Below are 15,767 nucleotides of genomic sequence, written 5' to 3'. Positions count from 1 at the left end.
CGCAGGATGCCGCAGCGGATGCGACGACGGAAGGCCCTTTCTGATACTCCGTCAGATTCCGTTGCCGGCCGGGGTCTCCAGGACGGCCATCGCCGCGTTGTGGCCGGGTACCCCGCTCACCCCTCCCCCGCGTACCGCGCCCGCCCCGCACAGCAGCACGTTGGCATGCCGGGTCTCGACGCCCCAGCGGCCGGTGTCCTCCCCGGCGTACGGCCAGGACAGGTCGCGGTGGAAGATGTTGCCGCCGGGCAGCCCGAGGTCCCGTTCCAGGTCCAGCGGGGTCCTCGCCTCGATGCAGGGACGGCCGTCGGCGTCGGTGGCCAGGCAGTCGGCCAGCGGTTCGGCGAGATGGGCCTCGAGCTGGGCGAGGGTCGTGCGCAGGAGTTCCTCGCGCACGGCGTCGTTGTCCCGTTCGAAGAGACGGGCGGGCGTGTGCAGGCCGAAGAGCGTCAGCGTCTGGTAGCCGCGCGCCACGAGGTCGGGCCCGAGGATGCTCGGGTCGGTCAGGGAGTGGCAGTAGATCTCGGAGGGCGGGGCGGCCGGCAGCTCCCCGGCGGCCGCCTGGGCGTGGGCGGCGGCGAGCTGCTCGTAGCCCTCGGCGATGTGGAAGGTCCCGGCGAACGCCTCCCGCGGGTCGACGGAGCTGTCCCGCAGCCTCGGCAGGCGGGTGAGCAGCATGTTCACCTTGAGCTGGGCGCCCTCGGCGGGGGCGGGCGGCTCGTCCCCGGTGAGGGCGGCGAGCGTCTGCGGGGAGGCGTTGACCAGCACGTGCCGGGCGTCGACGACGCCTTCCCCGTCCGCCGTGCGGTAGGTGACCTCGGCCGTACGGCCGTCCGTGTCGACGCGGACCGCCTCGTGCCCGGTGGCGAGGACGGCGCCCGCGTCCCGGGCGGCGGCGGCCAGGGCGTCGGTGAGGGCGCCCATGCCCCCGACCGGGACGTCCCAGGCACCGGTGCCGCCGCCGATCACGTGGTAGAGGAAGCAGCGGTTCTGCTTCAGGGACGGGTCGTGGGCGTCGGCGAAGGTGCCGATGAGCGCGTCGGTCAGGACCACGCCCCGCACCAGGTCGTCCGAGAAGCGCTCCTCGACGGCGACGCCGACGGGCTCCTCGAACAGGGTCCGCCAGGCCTCCTCGTCGTCCACGCGGCGGCGCAGTTCGTCGCGGGTGGGCAGCGGCTCGGTGAGGGTGGGGAAGACCCGTCGGGCGACATGAGCGGTCATGCCGTAGAACCGCTCCCAGGCGGCGTACTCGCCGTCGCCGCCGGTCAGCCGGGCGAACGCGGCACGGGTACGTTCCTCGCCGCCGCCCACCAGCAGCCCGGTGGGCCGCCCGCCCCGCTCGACGGGGGTGTACGAGGAGATGGTGCGGCCCTGGAGGCGGAAGTCCAGCCCCAGGTCCCGCAGGATCTTCCCCGGCAGCAGGCTGACCAGGTACGAGTAGCGTGAGAGCCGGGCGTCCACCCCGGCGAAGGGGCGGGTGGAGACGGCGGCGCCCCCGGTGTGGTCGAGCCGTTCCAGGACCAGCACGGACCGGCCGGCCCGGGCCAGGTAGGCGGCGGCGACCAGACCGTTGTGTCCGCCGCCGACGATCACGACGTCGTACGCGCGGCGCCCCGGATGCTGCTCGCGTCCCTGGTTTCCCTGGTGTCCCTCGTGTGCAGGCATGGTTCTTCGTAACACGTGCCGATCAAGGTCGGCCAGAGGTGGTCGCGTCCGCCCGGCTCGCGCGGCGCCGCGGGCATGTGCCGGACACCCCCTAGGCTCCCCCGGCCGCCCGCTGCCGGCGCAGCACCGCCACCCTGCGGTACAGCTCGGCCGCCTCCGGTCCCCGGCCGAGCTGTTCCAGGCAGTGCGCCTCGTCGTCGCGGCCGGTGAGGGTGTCAGGGTGGTCGGCGCCCAGCACCTGTTCGCGGGCCGTCGACACCTTCCGGTACTCGGTCAGGGCATCGCCCCAGCGGCCCAGCCAGCCCAGGCCCACGGCGACCTCACGGCGGCTGACGAGCGTGTCGAGGTGGTCGGCGCCCAGGACGCGCTCGCGGATCGCGCACACGTCCCTGGACTCGGCGAGGGCCTCCTCCCAACGGCCCAGCCGCCCGAGGTTGACGCACAGTCCGTGACGGGCCCGCAGGGTCTCGGGGTGCGTCGGGCCGTCGATGCGGGTCCGGTCGGCCACGAGGTCCCGGTAGAGATCCAGCGCTTCCGCGCTGCGACCGAGGCGGCCCAGGCTGATGCCGGTCTCGTAGCGGGCGGCGAGCGTGTCGGGGTGGTCGGGGCCGAGGGCCCGCGCACGGGCCGCCGCGACCTCGCGGTAGGTCTGGAGGGCCTCGGGCCAGCGGCCCAGCTGCCCCAGGGCGTACGCGACTTCGTACCGGGTGACCAGCGTGTCCGGATGCGTGGGCCCGAGGACGCGGGCCCGCGCGAGGGCCACCTCGCTCGCCATCCGGTGGGACTCCTCCAGCCGTCCGAGCCTGCTCAGGTTGAAGGCGAGGTTGTGACGGCAGCGCAGGGTGTCGGGATGGTCGGGGCCGGCCGTGCGCACCCGGGCGGCGAGGACCGAGAGGTACTCCTGGTGGGCGTCGAAGTGGCGGCCGAGCCGGCCGAGCACGTACGCCATCTCCTGGCGGGTGGCGAGGGTGTCGGCGTGGTCGGCCCCGAGCACCCGGGTCCGGGCCGCGGCGACGTGCCGGTACTCGCGCAGGGCGTCGGCGGCGCGGCCGGTGCGGCTCAGGGTGAAGGCGACCTCGTGGCGGCTGGCGAGCGTCTCGGGGTGGTCCGCGCCCAGGAGATGGGCGCGTTCCGCGGCGACGGCGCGGTACACCTCTCCCGCCTCGGCCCAGCGGCCGAGCCGCCCCAGGGCGAGTCCGCCGCCGTGCCGTGCGGTGAGGGCCGCGAGCGCCTGCGGGGACGGCGGATCCGGTGCCTGCGCGGCCGGGACCGCGCCGAGCACCGGACGGGGTATCCACTCGCCGGTCAGGGCCGCGTCCGGGAGCGTGGCGCGCGCTCCGGCGGCCTTGAGTCCCGTGGTCATGCCCCGGGTCCAGGACGGCAGCCGCGGTTCACGGCCGGTCCCGGTCCCGGCCTGCGGGACGTCGGGCCGATGGCTCACCAGGGTCGGCACGTACGCGGGCGCGGCACGACCCGCGGCGACGCGCAGGACGATGTCACGGGCGTCCTGCGGGCGCTGTCCGGGCTCTTTGGCCAGCAGGTCCAGGATGATCCGCTCGAGGTGCTCGGGCAGGTCGGGCCGGTGCTCGCGGGGCGGGGTGGGCGGGGTGTCCCGGTGGCCGACGAGGATCGACCAGGGGTCCTCCAGGTCGAAGGGCGGCGTGCCGGTCGCGATCTCGTACAGCACGCATCCCAGCGAGTACAGGTCGCTGCGCTGGTCGACCTCCTCGCCGCCGATCTGCTCCGGCGACATGTAGTGCGGGGTCCCCATGGCGATGCCGGTGCCGGTGAGCCGGGAGGTGAAGCCGATGTCGTGGCCGAGGCGGGCGATCCCGAAGTCGCAGATCTTCACCGTGCCGTCGCCGAGCCGCACGATGTTCGCGGGCTTCAGGTCGCGGTGCACGACGCCCTGCCGGTGCGTGTAGGCGAGGGCGGCGGCGACCTGGTCGGCGATCTCCACGACGTCGGCCACGGGCAGGGGCCGGCGCTCGTTGTCGTCCAGCAGCTGGCACAGGTTGCTGCCGTCGAGGAGCTCCATGACCAGGAACAGGACGCCGTCGCTGTCGCCGAAGTCGTGGACGACGGTCACGCCCCGGTGCTGGAGCGAGGCGGCGACCCGGCCCTCGCGCCGGAACCGCTCGCGCAGGACGCGTCCGTGGGACGGGTCGTGGTGCGGGGCGATCGGTTTGAGGCACTTCACGGCGACCTGCCGCCCCAGTGACTCGTCCCGCGCCCGCCACACCTCGCCCATGCCACCGCGCCCGATCAGGTCCAGCAGTTCGTACCGGCCCTGGATCAGCCTGCTCTCCGCCATGATGCGCCGCCGCCCCCGTTGCTTTCCGGCCCTCCCCCGGCGGCCCAGTATGACGCCCTATCGCCCGACTTTGAACGGGTCCGGCCGAGCTTCGGGGCCGAGCCTGGCCATCGCCCGCAGAACGTATTTGGGCGGCAGCTGCCACCGCAGACGTGCGGGAACACCGCGCAGCAGGGCTCCCGTGACGCGCAGTTGCCTGGTCACGACCTCGGGTCGCGGGGCCCTTCTGCCGTACAACTCGTGGGCGTACGGCGGCAGGGAGGCGTACGCCAGGTGCGCCACCCGCTGCCACAGCAGGGCGCGCGCCGGAACGAGCAGGGGGTGCACCGGCGGCCGCCGCAGGAAGTCGTCCACCTCGCGCGCCTCGGGCCCGGCGGCCAGCTCCGGACGCACCTTCTCGAAGTACGCCCGCATGGCCGCCCGGTCGCCGGGGACGGTGCCGGGGTCGAGCCCCACGAGGCGGGCGCCGGCCCGGTGCTCGGCGAGGTAGCGGTCGGCCGCGGCGTCGGTGAGGGGGTAGCCGGAGCGGCGCAGGACGTGGAGGTAGGAGTCGATCTCGGCGCAGTGGACCCAGAGCAGCAGGGCGGGTTCGTCGACGCCGTAGCGCTCCCCGGTGTCCGGATCGGTCGCGGACAGCAGGCGGTGGATCCTGCGGACCCGGGCACCGGCCTTCTCGGCCGCCTCGGTGGTGCCGTACGTGGAGGTGCCCACGAAGTCGGCGGTGCGCAGCAGCCGCCCCCAGGCGTCGCGCCGGAAGTCGGAGTTCTGGGTGACCCCGCGCACGGCACGCGGGTGCAGCGCCTGGAGGTACAGCGCGCGCACCCCGGCGACCCACATCATCGGGTCGCCGTGCATCTGCCAGGTCACGCTCTGCGGACCGAAAAGCCCCGGATCGGCCTTCATACCGGCAGGCTAACGCCGTACCCGCGGCATCCCCAGGCCTATCCAGGAGATGATCTCCCGCTGGATCTCGTTGTTGCCGCCGCCGAAGGTGAAGATCACGGCGGACCGGTAGCCGCGTTCCAGCTCACCGTGCAGCACCGCGCCCGCCGAGCCCTCCTGGAGCGCGCCGGGGGCCGCGACGACCTCCATCAGCCAGGCGTAAGCGTCCCGGCGGGCCTCCGAACCGTAGACCTTGACCGCGGAGGCGTCCTGCGGGGTCAGGGTGCCGTTCTGGAGGGCGGCGACCATCTGCCAGTTGAGCAGCTTGAGGGCGTCGAGTTTCACATGGGCCTGGGCGAGCCGGCGGCGCACCCAGGGCAGGTCGACCACCCGGCGGCCGTCGGCGAGCTTGGTCTCCGTGGCCCAGCGCTGCACGTCGTGCAGGGCGCGGATCGCCATCGTGCCGTGGGCGGCGAGGGTCACGCGCTCGTGGTTGAGCTGGTTGGTGATCAGCCGCCAGCCCTGGTTCTCGGCGCCGACGCGCCGGGAGACCGGGACGCGTACGTTCTCGTAGTAGCTGGCGGTGGTGTCGTGCGAGGCGAGGGTGCGGATGACCGTGCAGGAGTATCCCGGGTCGTCGGTCGGCACGAGCAGCATGGTGATGCCCTTGTGCGGCGGGGCGTCGGGGTCCGTGCGCACGGCGAGCCAGACCCAGTCGGCGGTGTCGCCGTTGGTCGTCCAGATCTTCTGCCCGCGGACGACGTAGGTGTCGCCGTCGCGCACCGCGCGTGTCTTGAGGGCGGCCAGGTCGGTCCCGGCGTCGGGTTCGCTGTAGCCGATGGCGAAGTCGATCTCCCCGGCGAGGATCTTCGGCAGGAAGTACGCCTTCTGTTCGTCGGTGCCGTACCGCATGATCGTCGGTCCGACGGTGTTCAGCGCCATCAGCGGCAGCGGCACACCGGCCTGGGCGGCCTCGTCGAAGAAGACGAACTGTTCGGTCGGGGTGAGACCGCGGCCGCCGTACTCCTCGGGCCAGCCGACGCCGAGCCAGCCGTCCGCGCCGAGCCGGCGGATCGTCTTGCGGTAGAAACGCTTGGCGGCGACCGGGTCGATGTGCCGGGCGTACGCGTTGTGCGGCACCAACTCGGCGAAGTAGGCGCGCAGTTCGGTGCGCAGCCGCAGCTGTTCGGGCGTGTGGTCGAGGTGCACGGCGCCTCCTGGCTCCCCAAGGCCGGTCCTGACGGCGCACACGGTAGAACGCGTTGCAGAAATTGGGAATGCCGAACGCGGACCGACCGGAACCCGGCCGCCGGGGCCATGCGTGCCGGCCCCGGCGGGTGTCGGCTCCGGCGTGTACCGGCTCGGGCGGGTGCCGGTTGGGGCGGGTGCCGTTCAGGCCAGTGTGGCCATGAATTCCGTGCAGGCCTCGGCGCACGCCCGGCAGGCCGCCGCGCTCCTCTCGGCTCCGGGGTGCCTGTCGAAGACGTGGGCGCACTCCAGGCAGACGGTGCGGCACCACTCGAGCTGGGCGCGTATGCCGGCCTCGTCCAGGCGGTTGTCCTCGGAGAGCACGCGGCAGGTCGCGTCGCACACCTCCGCGCACATGATGCCCTTGCGGCGCAGCAGCTCCTGCTGTTCGGCCCCGCCGGGCTCGACCAGGCTCGCCCGCAGCGCGCACTCCCGCGCGCACTCCGTGCACGCCTGGGCGCACGCGAAGCGGTCCTCCAGGAACTGGAAGAGCTCGCGCTGCGAGGTCTGGTACGACTCGTATGCCTGATGCGTCTGATACGTCCGGGATGTCGCCGAAGTCATACCGAACGGGTAGCCGGGCGGACCGGCACGAAACCCGTGAGGCCCGGCCACGGGCGGATCCGGTCGCCCCGCGCGAGAGGCCGCCGACGGAGAGTCACAGGCATCAGGTGTCCGGTTCGCGCCGGATTTGTGGGGTAATGAGGTGATATGAGTACCTCAAGCATGCAGATGGCCGCCGCGAGCGGTCTGCTGAGCCTCGGGATGTTCGTGGTCGGTATTGCGCTCCTGGCCGTGCTGGGCGGCAGCTTCTGGCTGGGGACGCGGGTGAAGTCGCGCGAGCCGGCCCGGCCCCGCCCCGACGAGCAGCCGCATCTGCCGCCCGGGGGCGCGGTGCACGAGATACGCGAGAACCGGGAACCCGACGAGGTACCCCAGACACCGGAGGGCGGCCGCCCGCTCACTCCGTACGAACTGACCAACATGCAGACGCGTACCAGCGCGGACAAGAAGCGGCGGCGCTGGAGCCCCGGCAGCAGCGGATCCTTCGGCGGGGGCGGCCTCGGCTCCCACTGAGCCGCCACGCGGCGGGACGAAGGGAGGAGCCGGGCGGGCGGGGCGTCACCACTGCGACGCCCCGCCCGCTCCGGCTTCGGCCCCGACCCGCGCACGGCCGCGGTCCCCTCGCCCGCGGGAGCCCGGAGCACTGTCCGCCGGGGCGCCCCCTTCAGGCGCCGACGTAGTCCGCGAGGTGTTCGCCGGTGAGGGTGGAGCGGGCAACGACGAGATCGGCGGGCGTCCCCTCGAAGACGATCCGGCCGCCGTCGTGCCCCGCGCCGGGGCCGAGGTCGATGATCCAGTCGGCGTGGGCCATCACCGCCGGGTGGTGCTCCACCACCACGACCGACTTGCCCGCGTCGACCAGCCGGTCGAGCAGGCCGAGCAACTGCTCGACGTCGGCGAGGTGCAGGCCGGTGGTCGGCTCGTCGAGGACGTAGACACCGCCCTTCTCCGCCATGTGGGTGGCCAGCTTCAGCCGCTGCCGCTCGCCGCCGGACAAGGTGGTGAGCGGCTGGCCCAGGCTGAGGTAGCCGAGCCCGACGTCGGCGAGCCGGGTCAGCACGCGATGCGCGGCGGGCGTAGCCGCCTCGCCCGCGCCGAAGAACTCCAGGGCCTCGGCCACCGGCATCGCGAGCACCTCGCTGATGTCGCGGCCGCCGAAGCGGTATTCGAGGACCGCCGCCTGGAACCGCTTCCCCTCGCACTCCTCGCAGGTGGTGGCCACACCGGCCATCATCGCCAGATCGGTGTAGACGACGCCCGCGCCGTTGCAGGTCGGGCAGGCGCCCTCGGAGTTGGCGCTGAACAGCGCCGGCTTGACGCCGTTGGCCTTGGCGAAGGCCTTGCGGATCGGGTCGAGCAGTCCGGTGTAGGTCGCCGGGTTGCTGCGGCGCGATCCGCGGATCGCACCCTGGTCGACCGCGACGACGCCCTCACCGGCCGGGATCGAGCCGTGCACGAGCGAGCTCTTGCCCGAGCCCGCGACACCGGTGACGACGGTCAGCACCCCGAGCGGGATGTCCACGTCGACATCGCGCAGGTTGTGCGCCGAAGCACCGCGGATCTCCAGTGCTCCGGTCGGCTTGCGCACGCTCTCCTTGACCGCCGCGCGGTCGTCGAGGTGCCGCCCGGTGACGGTGTCACCGGCCCGCAGGCCCTCGACGGTGCCCTCGAAGCAGACGGAGCCCCCCGCCGAACCCGCGCCGGGGCCGAGGTCGACGACGTGATCGGCGATCGCGATCGTCTGCGGCTTGTGCTCGACGACGAGGACCGTGTTGCCCTTGTCCCGCAGCCGCAGCAGCAGGTCGTTCATCCGGCTGATGTCGTGCGGGTGCAGGCCCGTGGTGGGCTCGTCGAAGACGTAGGTGACATCGGTGAGCGAGGAGCCGAGGTGCCGGATCATCTTGACGCGCTGCGCCTCGCCGCCGGACAGGGTGCCCGCCGGGCGGTCGAGCGAGAGGTAGCCGAGGCCGATCTCCACGAAGGACTCGAGGGTGTGCCGCAGCGCGGTGAGCAGGGGGGCCACCGACGGCTCGTCGAGGTCGCGGACCCACTCGGCCAGGTCGCTGATCTGCATCGCGCAGGCGTCGGCGATGCTGACCTTCTTGATCTTCGACGAGCGGGCGCCCTCGCTGAGCCGGGTGCCCTCGCACTCGGGGCAGGTGGTGAACGTCATGGCCCGCTCGACGAACGCCCGGATGTGCGGCTGGAGCGCGTCGATGTCCTTGGCCAGCATCGACTTCTGGATCTTCGGGATCAGCCCTTCGTAGGTCAGGTTGATGCCGTCGACCTTGATCTTCGTCGGCTCCTTGTACAGCAGGTCGTGCAGTTCCCGCTCGGTGAACCCGGAGATCGGCTTGTCCGGGTCGAAGAAGCCGCAGCCGCCGAAGATACGGCCGTACCAGCCGTCCATGCTGTAGCCGGGGACGGTGAGCGCGCCCTCGTTGAGGGACTTGGAGGCGTCGTAGAGCTGGGTGAGGTCGATGTCGGAGACCGTGCCGCGGCCCTCGCAGCGCACGCACATGCCGCCGGTGCGGGAGTAGGTCGCCTTCACCGTCTTCTTGGCGCCGCGCTCGACGGTGATGCCGCCGCTCGCCCGTACCGAGGCCGTGTTGAAGGAGTAGGCGGTGGGCGGGCCGATGTGCGGCTCACCGAGTCTGCTGAACAGGATGCGCAGCATCGCGTTGGCGTCGGTGGCGGTGCCGACGGTGGAGCGCGGGTCGGCGCCCATCCGCTGCTGGTCGACGATGATCGCGGTCGTCAGTCCGTCGAGCACGTCGACCTCGGGCCGGGCCAGCGTCGGCATGAAGCCCTGGACGAAGGCGCTGTACGTCTCGTTGATCAGCCGCTGCGACTCGGCGGCGATCGTGTCGAAGACCAGTGAGCTCTTGCCCGAGCCGGAGACGCCGGTGAACACCGTCAGACGGCGCTTCGGGATCTCGATGCTGACGTCCTTGAGGTTGTTCTCGCGCGCCCCGTGCACCCTGATCAGGTCGTGGCTGTCGGCGACGTGCTGCGAGGACGGCGTGTCCGTCCTGCGGGCCATGCTCATCGTCTCTCCATCTGCCTTTCGGGCTGTCTCCGGGACCGTTCGCGCGGTTTTGCCGTCGGCTGGCTCGTTCTGATCGACGCCACGCTAGCCGGGACCCCCAGGACGGCGCTTCTCGAATTCTGATGGGCACGGTCGCGTTCAGCTTCGGACAGGCCGCGGACAGTAAACGACAACGCGAGGCGCGCGGTCCCCGGAGGCGCTGAGATGGTCTGATTCGTCGTGCGGGATGAGGTGGAAGATGGCCGACGTGATGCGGGCGGAACCGGTGCGCCGCGCGGGGGCGGGGGCGGGGGCGGGCACCACGAAGCGGGGCGGGCAGCAGAAGGCCCAGGAAAAGGGCCAGGACATAGGCCAGGAGAAGGCTCAGCAGAAACGGTGCGGCTGCGGAGCGCCCCAGCTGCGGGACTCCGTCGGCGGGGCCGAGGAGAGGTTCCGGGGCCTGCTGGAGGCGGCGCCGGACGCCATGGTCATCGTCGACGACACCGGCATCATCAGACTCGTCAACGCCCAGACGGAGGCCCTGTTCGGGCACGGCCGCGAGGAACTGCTCGGCCGCCCGGTCGAGTTGCTGATCCCTCACCGGTTCCACGCGCAGCACACGGCGCACCGCAGCGGATACACGACCAACCGCCAGGTACGCCCGATGGGCGCCGGACTCGAACTGCACGGGCTGCGCAAGGACGGCACCGAGTTCCCCGTCGAGATCAGCCTGAGCCCGCTGGAGACCGCCGACGGTCTGCTGGTGTCGGCGGCCGTGCGCGACGTCAGCGACCGCAAGGCGGCCGAGGCGCGGATCAACGAGCTCGCCGCCCTCGTGGAGTCGTCGCAGGACGCGATCCTCGCCAAGACGCTGGACGGGTACATCACCTACTGGAACGCGGCCGCGCAGCGCCTGTACGGCTACACGGCCGAGGAGGCCATCGGCCGGCACGTGTCGATGCTGGCCCCGCCCGAACTGCGCGGCGAGGTCCGGGTGCTGCTCAAGCGGTTGCGGCACGCCGAGAAGGTCGAGCACTACGAGACGCTGCGGTTGACCAGCTCCGGGGAACTGCTGGACGTCGACGTCACGCTGTGGCCGACCCGGGACACCAACGGCCGGGTGGTCGGGGCCTGCGCGATCGTGCGGGACATCAGCGACCGCAAGCGCGCGGAGGCCGAGCTCACGGTCCTGTACGAACAGCAGCGGCACATCGCCCTGACCCTTCAGCGCAGTCTGATGGGCACCCCGCCGGCCCTGCCGGGTCTGGCCACCGCGAGCCGGTACCGGCCGGCCACCCAGGGCGCGGGCGTGGGCGGCGACTGGTTCGACCTGATCCCGCTGGGCGCCGACCGGGTCGGTGTGCTGATAGGCGACGTCATGGGCCGCGGCCTGGAGGCGGCGGCCGTGATGGGGCAGCTGCGGTCGGCCGCGCACGCGCTGGCCAAGACCGGGATGCAGCCGCGGCAGCTGATGCGGGCACTGGACACCTGCGTCGCCGACCTCGACGTCCCCGACCAGCTCGTCACCTGCTGCTACCTCGTGATCGCACCGGACACCGGCACGGTGACGGTGTGCTCGGCGGGCCATCTGCCGGTGCTGGTCGCCGGGGCGGACGTAGGCATCCGCCCGCTGCCCTGTCCGGTGAACGCGCCGCTCGGGGTCGGCGACATCCTCTTCGAGGAGTGCAGCTCGGAGATAGCGCCGGGCGCCACCCTGGTCCTCTACACGGACGGCCTGATCGAGACCCCGGGCAGCGACATCGAGGTGCGGATCGGCGAACTCACCCTGCTGCTCAACGAGTTGTTCGACGGAACGCCGTGCCTGGAGGCGGCGGCCGACCAGGTCCTCGCGAAGCTGCTGCCTGACGCCGAGGGCCACAACGACGACGTCACCCTGCTGCTCGCGCAGCTGCCGGCCGCGCCGCTGGCCGCCGTCACGACCCAGTTCCCGGCCACCCCGGCCTCCGTGCCGGAGGGACGCGCCTTTCTGCACAAGGCCCTGACCTCGTGGAACTGCACGGACACCGCGGACGACGCGCTCCTGCTGCTGTCGGAGACCCTGACGAACGCCGTCCAGCACTCGGAGGGACCGGTGGGCCTGCACCTGCACCGCACGGCCACCGATCTCACCGTGGAGGTCAGCGACCGCAGCCCGCAGCTTCCCCAGCCGCGGGAGGCGGTGGAGGACGCGGAGTCGGGCCGCGGCCTGCTCCTGGTCCGTCACCTCGCCGCCGACTGGGGGGTCCGGCCGACGGACGAGGGCAAGACGACCTGGTTCACGCTGAAGCTGTGAGCCCCCGGTGCGGGCGGACGGCGGCCGGCGCGAAGGCGTCCAGGTGTGCCTGGACGTACGGCACCGCCACCGCCCGCATCTCCAGCTCGCCGTCGACGAAGGCGGGCTGGACGTTGACCTCGAACACGACCCCGCCGTTCTCGGCGGCCAGGTCGACCCCGGCGAACGGCAGGCCGACCGACGCGGTGGCCGCGACGGCCAGTTCGGCGAGCCGCGGGGGCAGTTGCGCCGGTGTCAGATGGACGGCGGTGGCGCCCTGGCAGGTGTTGCAGGGGGTGTCGGTCGCGGGCTGGAGGTGTTCGCGGGCGTGCACGACACGGTCGCCCAGGACGAAGACCCGGAACTGGTGGCGCAGCCCTTCGGCCGTGATGTTCCCGGCGTCACGGGACAGGAGCCAGTCGGTGCCCCGCTCGGCGTAGTAGACGGCGGCGTCCGCCAGCTGGGCGGGGGTGGTGACGTGGAAGGTGTCGTTGCCGCCGGTGCCGACGACGGGGCGGGCCCAGGTGTCGCGGCCGAGCCGGTCGAACACCTCGCCGGCCTCCCGGGCGGTGGGCCGGGACAGCACGGCCGTCTCCATCTGCGGCACGCCGTCCCGCAGGAAGCGTTCGACGGTGAGGTTCTTCTCGGTCGCGGTCCGCCAGGCGTCGGGACCGGCGGCCAGCGTCACCACGTCGTGGCGCTCCAGGAGCAGTTGGAAGCCGGCGAGGGCGCTCCTGTGGTGCGGCGGGATCTCGTAGAGCAGGACGACGTCGGGCACGAAGTCCAGCCGCTCCTCGGGCACCTGGAGCCGTAACCGGCCGCCGTCGAGGACCCCGCGGCCGGTGCCGCCGGTCGCGAAGTGCCGGGAGTCGACCCGGACGGGCGGGGCGCCGGTGAGCAGTTCCACGGCGTCGGCGAGGTATTCACGGCAGCCCTCGGGCGAGGTGGGATCGGCGATCAGGGCGATGCACGGTCGGTACACAGCGGCCTCCAGTGGCTCACGACGCGCGCTCGTACCGCGGACGGCCCTCACACGGCCCGAGCGGTGTCACGGATGGTGCCTGTCGCGCGGGTGGTCTCGCGCCCGTCGCCCCGGGAACCGCTCCGGTGCGCGGAGCCGTGCCGGGTCCGCGGGGGTACCGGAGGAAGGACGGGGACGCGTGGGACGCCTGGTGACCACGGGGGTGGGACTCGCCCCGCCTGATCCGCGTGCAGGGCCGGCCGACCACTGTAAGCACCGGGCGGGACGCCTCACCAGGGCGCACGACGGTCCGCCCGCTGCCCCTTCCTCTGCGCCGTCCGCCCCCGTCCGTGCGCCCTGTCCCGTCCCGGGCGGGCCGCCGCCTCAGCCGTTCCAGACCCACTCCGTGACCTCGGGGAGGTCGGTGCCGTGGACCCGGATCCAGTCGTGGTGGCGCAGTCGCGTGTCCTCCATCCGCTGGCGCACCGCGGCGGCGCGCACGGCGAGACCGGGGACGCGGTCGATGACGTCCATGACGAGGCGGTAGCGGTCGAGGTCGTTGCGGACGACCATGTCGAACGGCGTGGTCGTGGTGCCGATCTCCTTGTAGCCGCGCACGTGCAGGTTCCTGTGGCCGGTCCGGCGGTAGGCAAGGCGGTGGATGAGCCAGGGGTAGCCGTGGTAGGCGAACACGACCGGCCGGTCGGTGGTGAAGAGTCCGTCGTACTCGAAGTCGCCCATACCGTGCGGGTGTTCGCCGCTCGGCAGCAGCCGGGCGATGTCGACGACGTTGACGACCCGTACGGCGACGTCGGGCAGGTGGCGGCGGAGCAACTGGGCGGCGGCCAGCACCTCCTGGGTGGGCACGTCCCCCGCGCAGGCCAGCACCACGTCCGGTTCGCGGGTGCCGTCCTCGGTGCCGGCCCACTCCCACACTCCGGCGCCCCGCGCGCAGTGCACGCGCGCCTGGTCCATGCTCAGCCAGTCGAAGCAGGGCTGCTTCCCGGCCACGATCACGTTGACGTAGTCGCGACTGCGCAGGGCGTGGTCGGCCACCGACAGCAGGGTGTTGGCGTCCGGCGGGAGATAGACCCGGACGGCTTCGGGGCTCTTGTTCAGGATGTGGTCGACGAAGCCGGGGTCCTGGTGGGAGAAGCCGTTGTGGTCCTGCCGCCAGACATGCGACGTGAGCAGGTAGTTGAGGGAGGCCACGGGGGCGCGCCAAGGCAGCGCGCGTGTGACGCGGAGCCACTTGATGTGCTGGTTGACCATCGAGTCGACGATGTGCGCGAACGCCTCGTAGCAGGAGAACAGACCATGACGACCCGTCAGGAGATAGCCCTCCAGCCAGCCCTGGCAGGTGTGTTCGGAGAGGATCTCCATCACCCGGCCGTGCCGGTCCAGGTTCTCGTCCACCTGGAGGGTCTGCGCCTGCCAGGCCTTGCCGGTGGCGCCGTAGACGGCCTGGAGCCGGTTGGAGGCGGTCTCGTCGGGTCCGACGAGACGGAAGTCCCGCCGCTCGGAGGTGGCGCGCATGACGTCTTCCAGCAACCCGCCCAGCACGGCGGTGGGTTCGTGCCGGGAGGTGCCCGGCTTGTCGACCGGGACGGCGTGCGCGTCCAGGTCGGGAAGCGGCAGTTCGCGCAGCAGGAGCCCGCCGTTGGCGTGCGGGGTGGCGCCGAGGCGGCGGATCCCCTCGGGGACGCAGGCGAGCACCTCCGGGCGGGGAGCGCCGTGGGCGTCGAAGAGCTCCTCGGGCCGGTAGGAGCGCAGCCAGGCCTCCAGCTGGCGCAGGTGGTCGGGGTTGTCACGGACGGCGGACAGCGGCACCTGGTGGGCGCGCCAGGTCCCCTCGACGGGCAGCCGGTCGACATGGGCGGGGCCCGTCCAGCCCTTCGGGGTGCGCAGCACGATCAGCGGCCAGCGGGGGCGCTCGCCGGAGCCCTCCTCGCGGGCGGCGCGCTGGAAGGCGGCGATCCGGTCCAGGGCGGTGTCCATGGCCTGTGCCATCGCGCGGTGGACGGCGGCCGGTTCGTCGCCGGTGACGTGGATCGGGTCGTGCCCGTAGCCGCGCAGCAGCTCGTCGAGTTCGGGTTCGGGGATCCGGGCCAGCACCGAGGGGTTGGCGATCTTGTAGCCGTTCAGGTGCAGGATCGGCAGGACCGCCCCGTCGTGGACGGGGTCGAGGAACTTGTCGGAGTGCCAGGAAGCGGCCAGCGGCCCCGTCTCGGCCTCGCCGTCGCCGATCACGCAGGCGACGAGGAGGTCCGGGTTGTCGAAGGCGGCGCCGTAGGCGTGCGAGAGCGCGTAGCCGAGTTCGCCGCCCTCGTGGATCGAACCGGGCGTCTCGGGTGCGACATGGCTGGGGATGCCGCCGGGGAAGGAGAACTGCCGGAACAGACGGGCCATGCCGGCCGCGTCGCGGGTCACGTCCGGATACGTCTCGGTGTAGGAGCCCTCCAGCCAGGAGTTCGCTACGACCGCGGGACCGCCGTGGCCGGGGCCCCAGACGCACAGCGCGTTCAGGTCGCGGTGGCGGATGACGCGGTTGAGGTGCGTGTGGACCAGGTTCAGCCCGGGTGAGGTCCCCCAGTGGCCCAGCAGCCTCGGTTTGACGTGCTCGGGCCGCAGCGGCTCGGTGAGCAGCGGGTTGGCCATGAGGTAGATCTGCCCGACGGCGAGGTAGTTCGCGGCGCGCCAGTGGGCGTGCAGCGTCCTGACCTCGTCGTCGCTGAGCGGGACGGACGTCACTTGCGGGTCGACGGACATCTCGGGTTCCCTTCCGGATCGGGCCGCTCGGGGGTACGGGCCGGTCCGTACCTGCCCACCCTCT

Annotated in this window: 10 protein-coding genes; 2 read left to right on the top strand and 8 right to left on the bottom strand. The window is 72.5% G+C overall.

Annotation, left to right across the window (positions count from 1 at the left end; translation table 11 throughout):
- Window positions 1-51: 51 nt before the first annotated feature.
- From Saso_RS09020 to Saso_RS09000, 5 genes are all read right to left on the bottom strand, one after another.
- Window positions 52-1,665, bottom strand: coding sequence for a phytoene desaturase family protein (locus Saso_RS09020; protein ID WP_189922452.1), 1,614 nt, complete (start codon window positions 1,663-1,665; stop codon window positions 52-54).
- Window positions 1,666-1,756: 91 nt separating this feature from the next.
- Window positions 1,757-3,979, bottom strand: a complete 2,223-nt coding sequence (locus tag Saso_RS09015; RefSeq protein ID WP_189922454.1) for a serine/threonine-protein kinase — start codon at window positions 3,977-3,979, stop codon at window positions 1,757-1,759.
- A gap of 57 nt (window positions 3,980-4,036) precedes the next feature.
- Window positions 4,037-4,882, bottom strand: coding sequence for an oxygenase MpaB family protein (locus Saso_RS09010; protein ID WP_189922455.1), 846 nt, complete (start codon window positions 4,880-4,882; stop codon window positions 4,037-4,039).
- Window positions 4,883-4,891: 9 nt separating this feature from the next.
- A complete protein-coding gene (locus tag Saso_RS09005; protein WP_189922457.1) occupies window positions 4,892-6,070 on the bottom strand; it encodes an acyl-CoA dehydrogenase family protein in 1,179 nt (392 codons plus the stop codon).
- A gap of 183 nt (window positions 6,071-6,253) precedes the next feature.
- The gene (locus tag Saso_RS09000; RefSeq protein WP_189922459.1) at window positions 6,254-6,673 is read right to left on the bottom strand and encodes a four-helix bundle copper-binding protein; all 420 of its coding nucleotides are present in this window, start codon (window positions 6,671-6,673) and stop codon (window positions 6,254-6,256) included.
- A 147-nt stretch (window positions 6,674-6,820) separates the two neighbouring features.
- Here Saso_RS09000 and Saso_RS08995 point away from each other — a divergent pair, with 147 nt between their 5' ends.
- Complete coding sequence (locus tag Saso_RS08995; RefSeq protein ID WP_189922461.1) at window positions 6,821-7,186, top strand: DUF6479 family protein; 366 nt, start codon at window positions 6,821-6,823, stop codon at window positions 7,184-7,186.
- A 151-nt stretch (window positions 7,187-7,337) separates the two neighbouring features.
- On the opposite strand, the gene Saso_RS08990 is transcribed toward Saso_RS08995, so the two are convergent.
- Window positions 7,338-9,722 carry an ATP-binding cassette domain-containing protein gene (locus Saso_RS08990; protein ID WP_189922463.1) on the bottom strand — a complete coding sequence of 795 codons (2,385 nt, stop codon included), beginning with the start codon at window positions 9,720-9,722 and terminating at the stop codon, window positions 7,338-7,340.
- A gap of 238 nt (window positions 9,723-9,960) precedes the next feature.
- On the opposite strand from Saso_RS08990, the gene Saso_RS08985 reads away from it, so the two are divergent.
- Window positions 9,961-11,994, top strand: a complete 2,034-nt coding sequence (locus tag Saso_RS08985) for a PAS domain S-box protein (RefSeq protein ID WP_229901301.1) — start codon at window positions 9,961-9,963, stop codon at window positions 11,992-11,994.
- Here the strand turns inward: Saso_RS08985 and Saso_RS08980 are convergent.
- Complete coding sequence (locus Saso_RS08980) at window positions 11,978-12,955, bottom strand: ATP-grasp domain-containing protein (protein WP_189922465.1); 978 nt, start codon at window positions 12,953-12,955, stop codon at window positions 11,978-11,980. The genes Saso_RS08985 and Saso_RS08980 overlap by 17 nt on opposite strands.
- A 363-nt stretch (window positions 12,956-13,318) precedes the next feature.
- The gene (locus tag Saso_RS08975) at window positions 13,319-15,703 is read right to left on the bottom strand and encodes a phosphoketolase family protein (RefSeq protein ID WP_189922467.1); all 2,385 of its coding nucleotides are present in this window, start codon (window positions 15,701-15,703) and stop codon (window positions 13,319-13,321) included.
- Window positions 15,704-15,767 lie beyond the last annotated feature (64 nt).

It is taken from the genome of Streptomyces asoensis, from assembly GCF_016860545.1.
Lineage (GTDB): Bacteria > Actinomycetota > Actinomycetes > Streptomycetales > Streptomycetaceae > Streptomyces > Streptomyces asoensis.
Note: the sequence above shows the minus strand (reverse complement) of the source record. Positions and strands in the feature narration are given on the sequence as shown.

Excerpts from the sequence above, each read along its gene's own strand:
- Saso_RS08995 (WP_189922461.1), top strand. The coding sequence starts at position 6,821 with ATGAGTACCTCAAGCATGCAGATGGCCGCCGCGAGCGGTCTGCTGAGC.
- Saso_RS09015 (WP_189922454.1), bottom strand. The coding sequence starts at position 3,979 with ATGGCGGAGAGCAGGCTGATCCAGGGCCGGTACGAACTGCTGGACCTG.
- Saso_RS09000 (WP_189922459.1), bottom strand. The coding sequence starts at position 6,673 with ATGACTTCGGCGACATCCCGGACGTATCAGACGCATCAGGCATACGAG.
- Saso_RS09010 (WP_189922455.1), bottom strand. The coding sequence starts at position 4,882 with ATGAAGGCCGATCCGGGGCTTTTCGGTCCGCAGAGCGTGACCTGGCAG.
- Saso_RS08990 (WP_189922463.1), bottom strand. The coding sequence starts at position 9,722 with ATGAGCATGGCCCGCAGGACGGACACGCCGTCCTCGCAGCACGTCGCC.
- Saso_RS09020 (WP_189922452.1), bottom strand. The coding sequence starts at position 1,665 with ATGCCTGCACACGAGGGACACCAGGGAAACCAGGGACGCGAGCAGCAT.
- Saso_RS08975 (WP_189922467.1), bottom strand. The coding sequence starts at position 15,703 with ATGTCCGTCGACCCGCAAGTGACGTCCGTCCCGCTCAGCGACGACGAG.
- Saso_RS08985 (WP_229901301.1), top strand. The coding sequence starts at position 9,961 with ATGGCCGACGTGATGCGGGCGGAACCGGTGCGCCGCGCGGGGGCGGGG.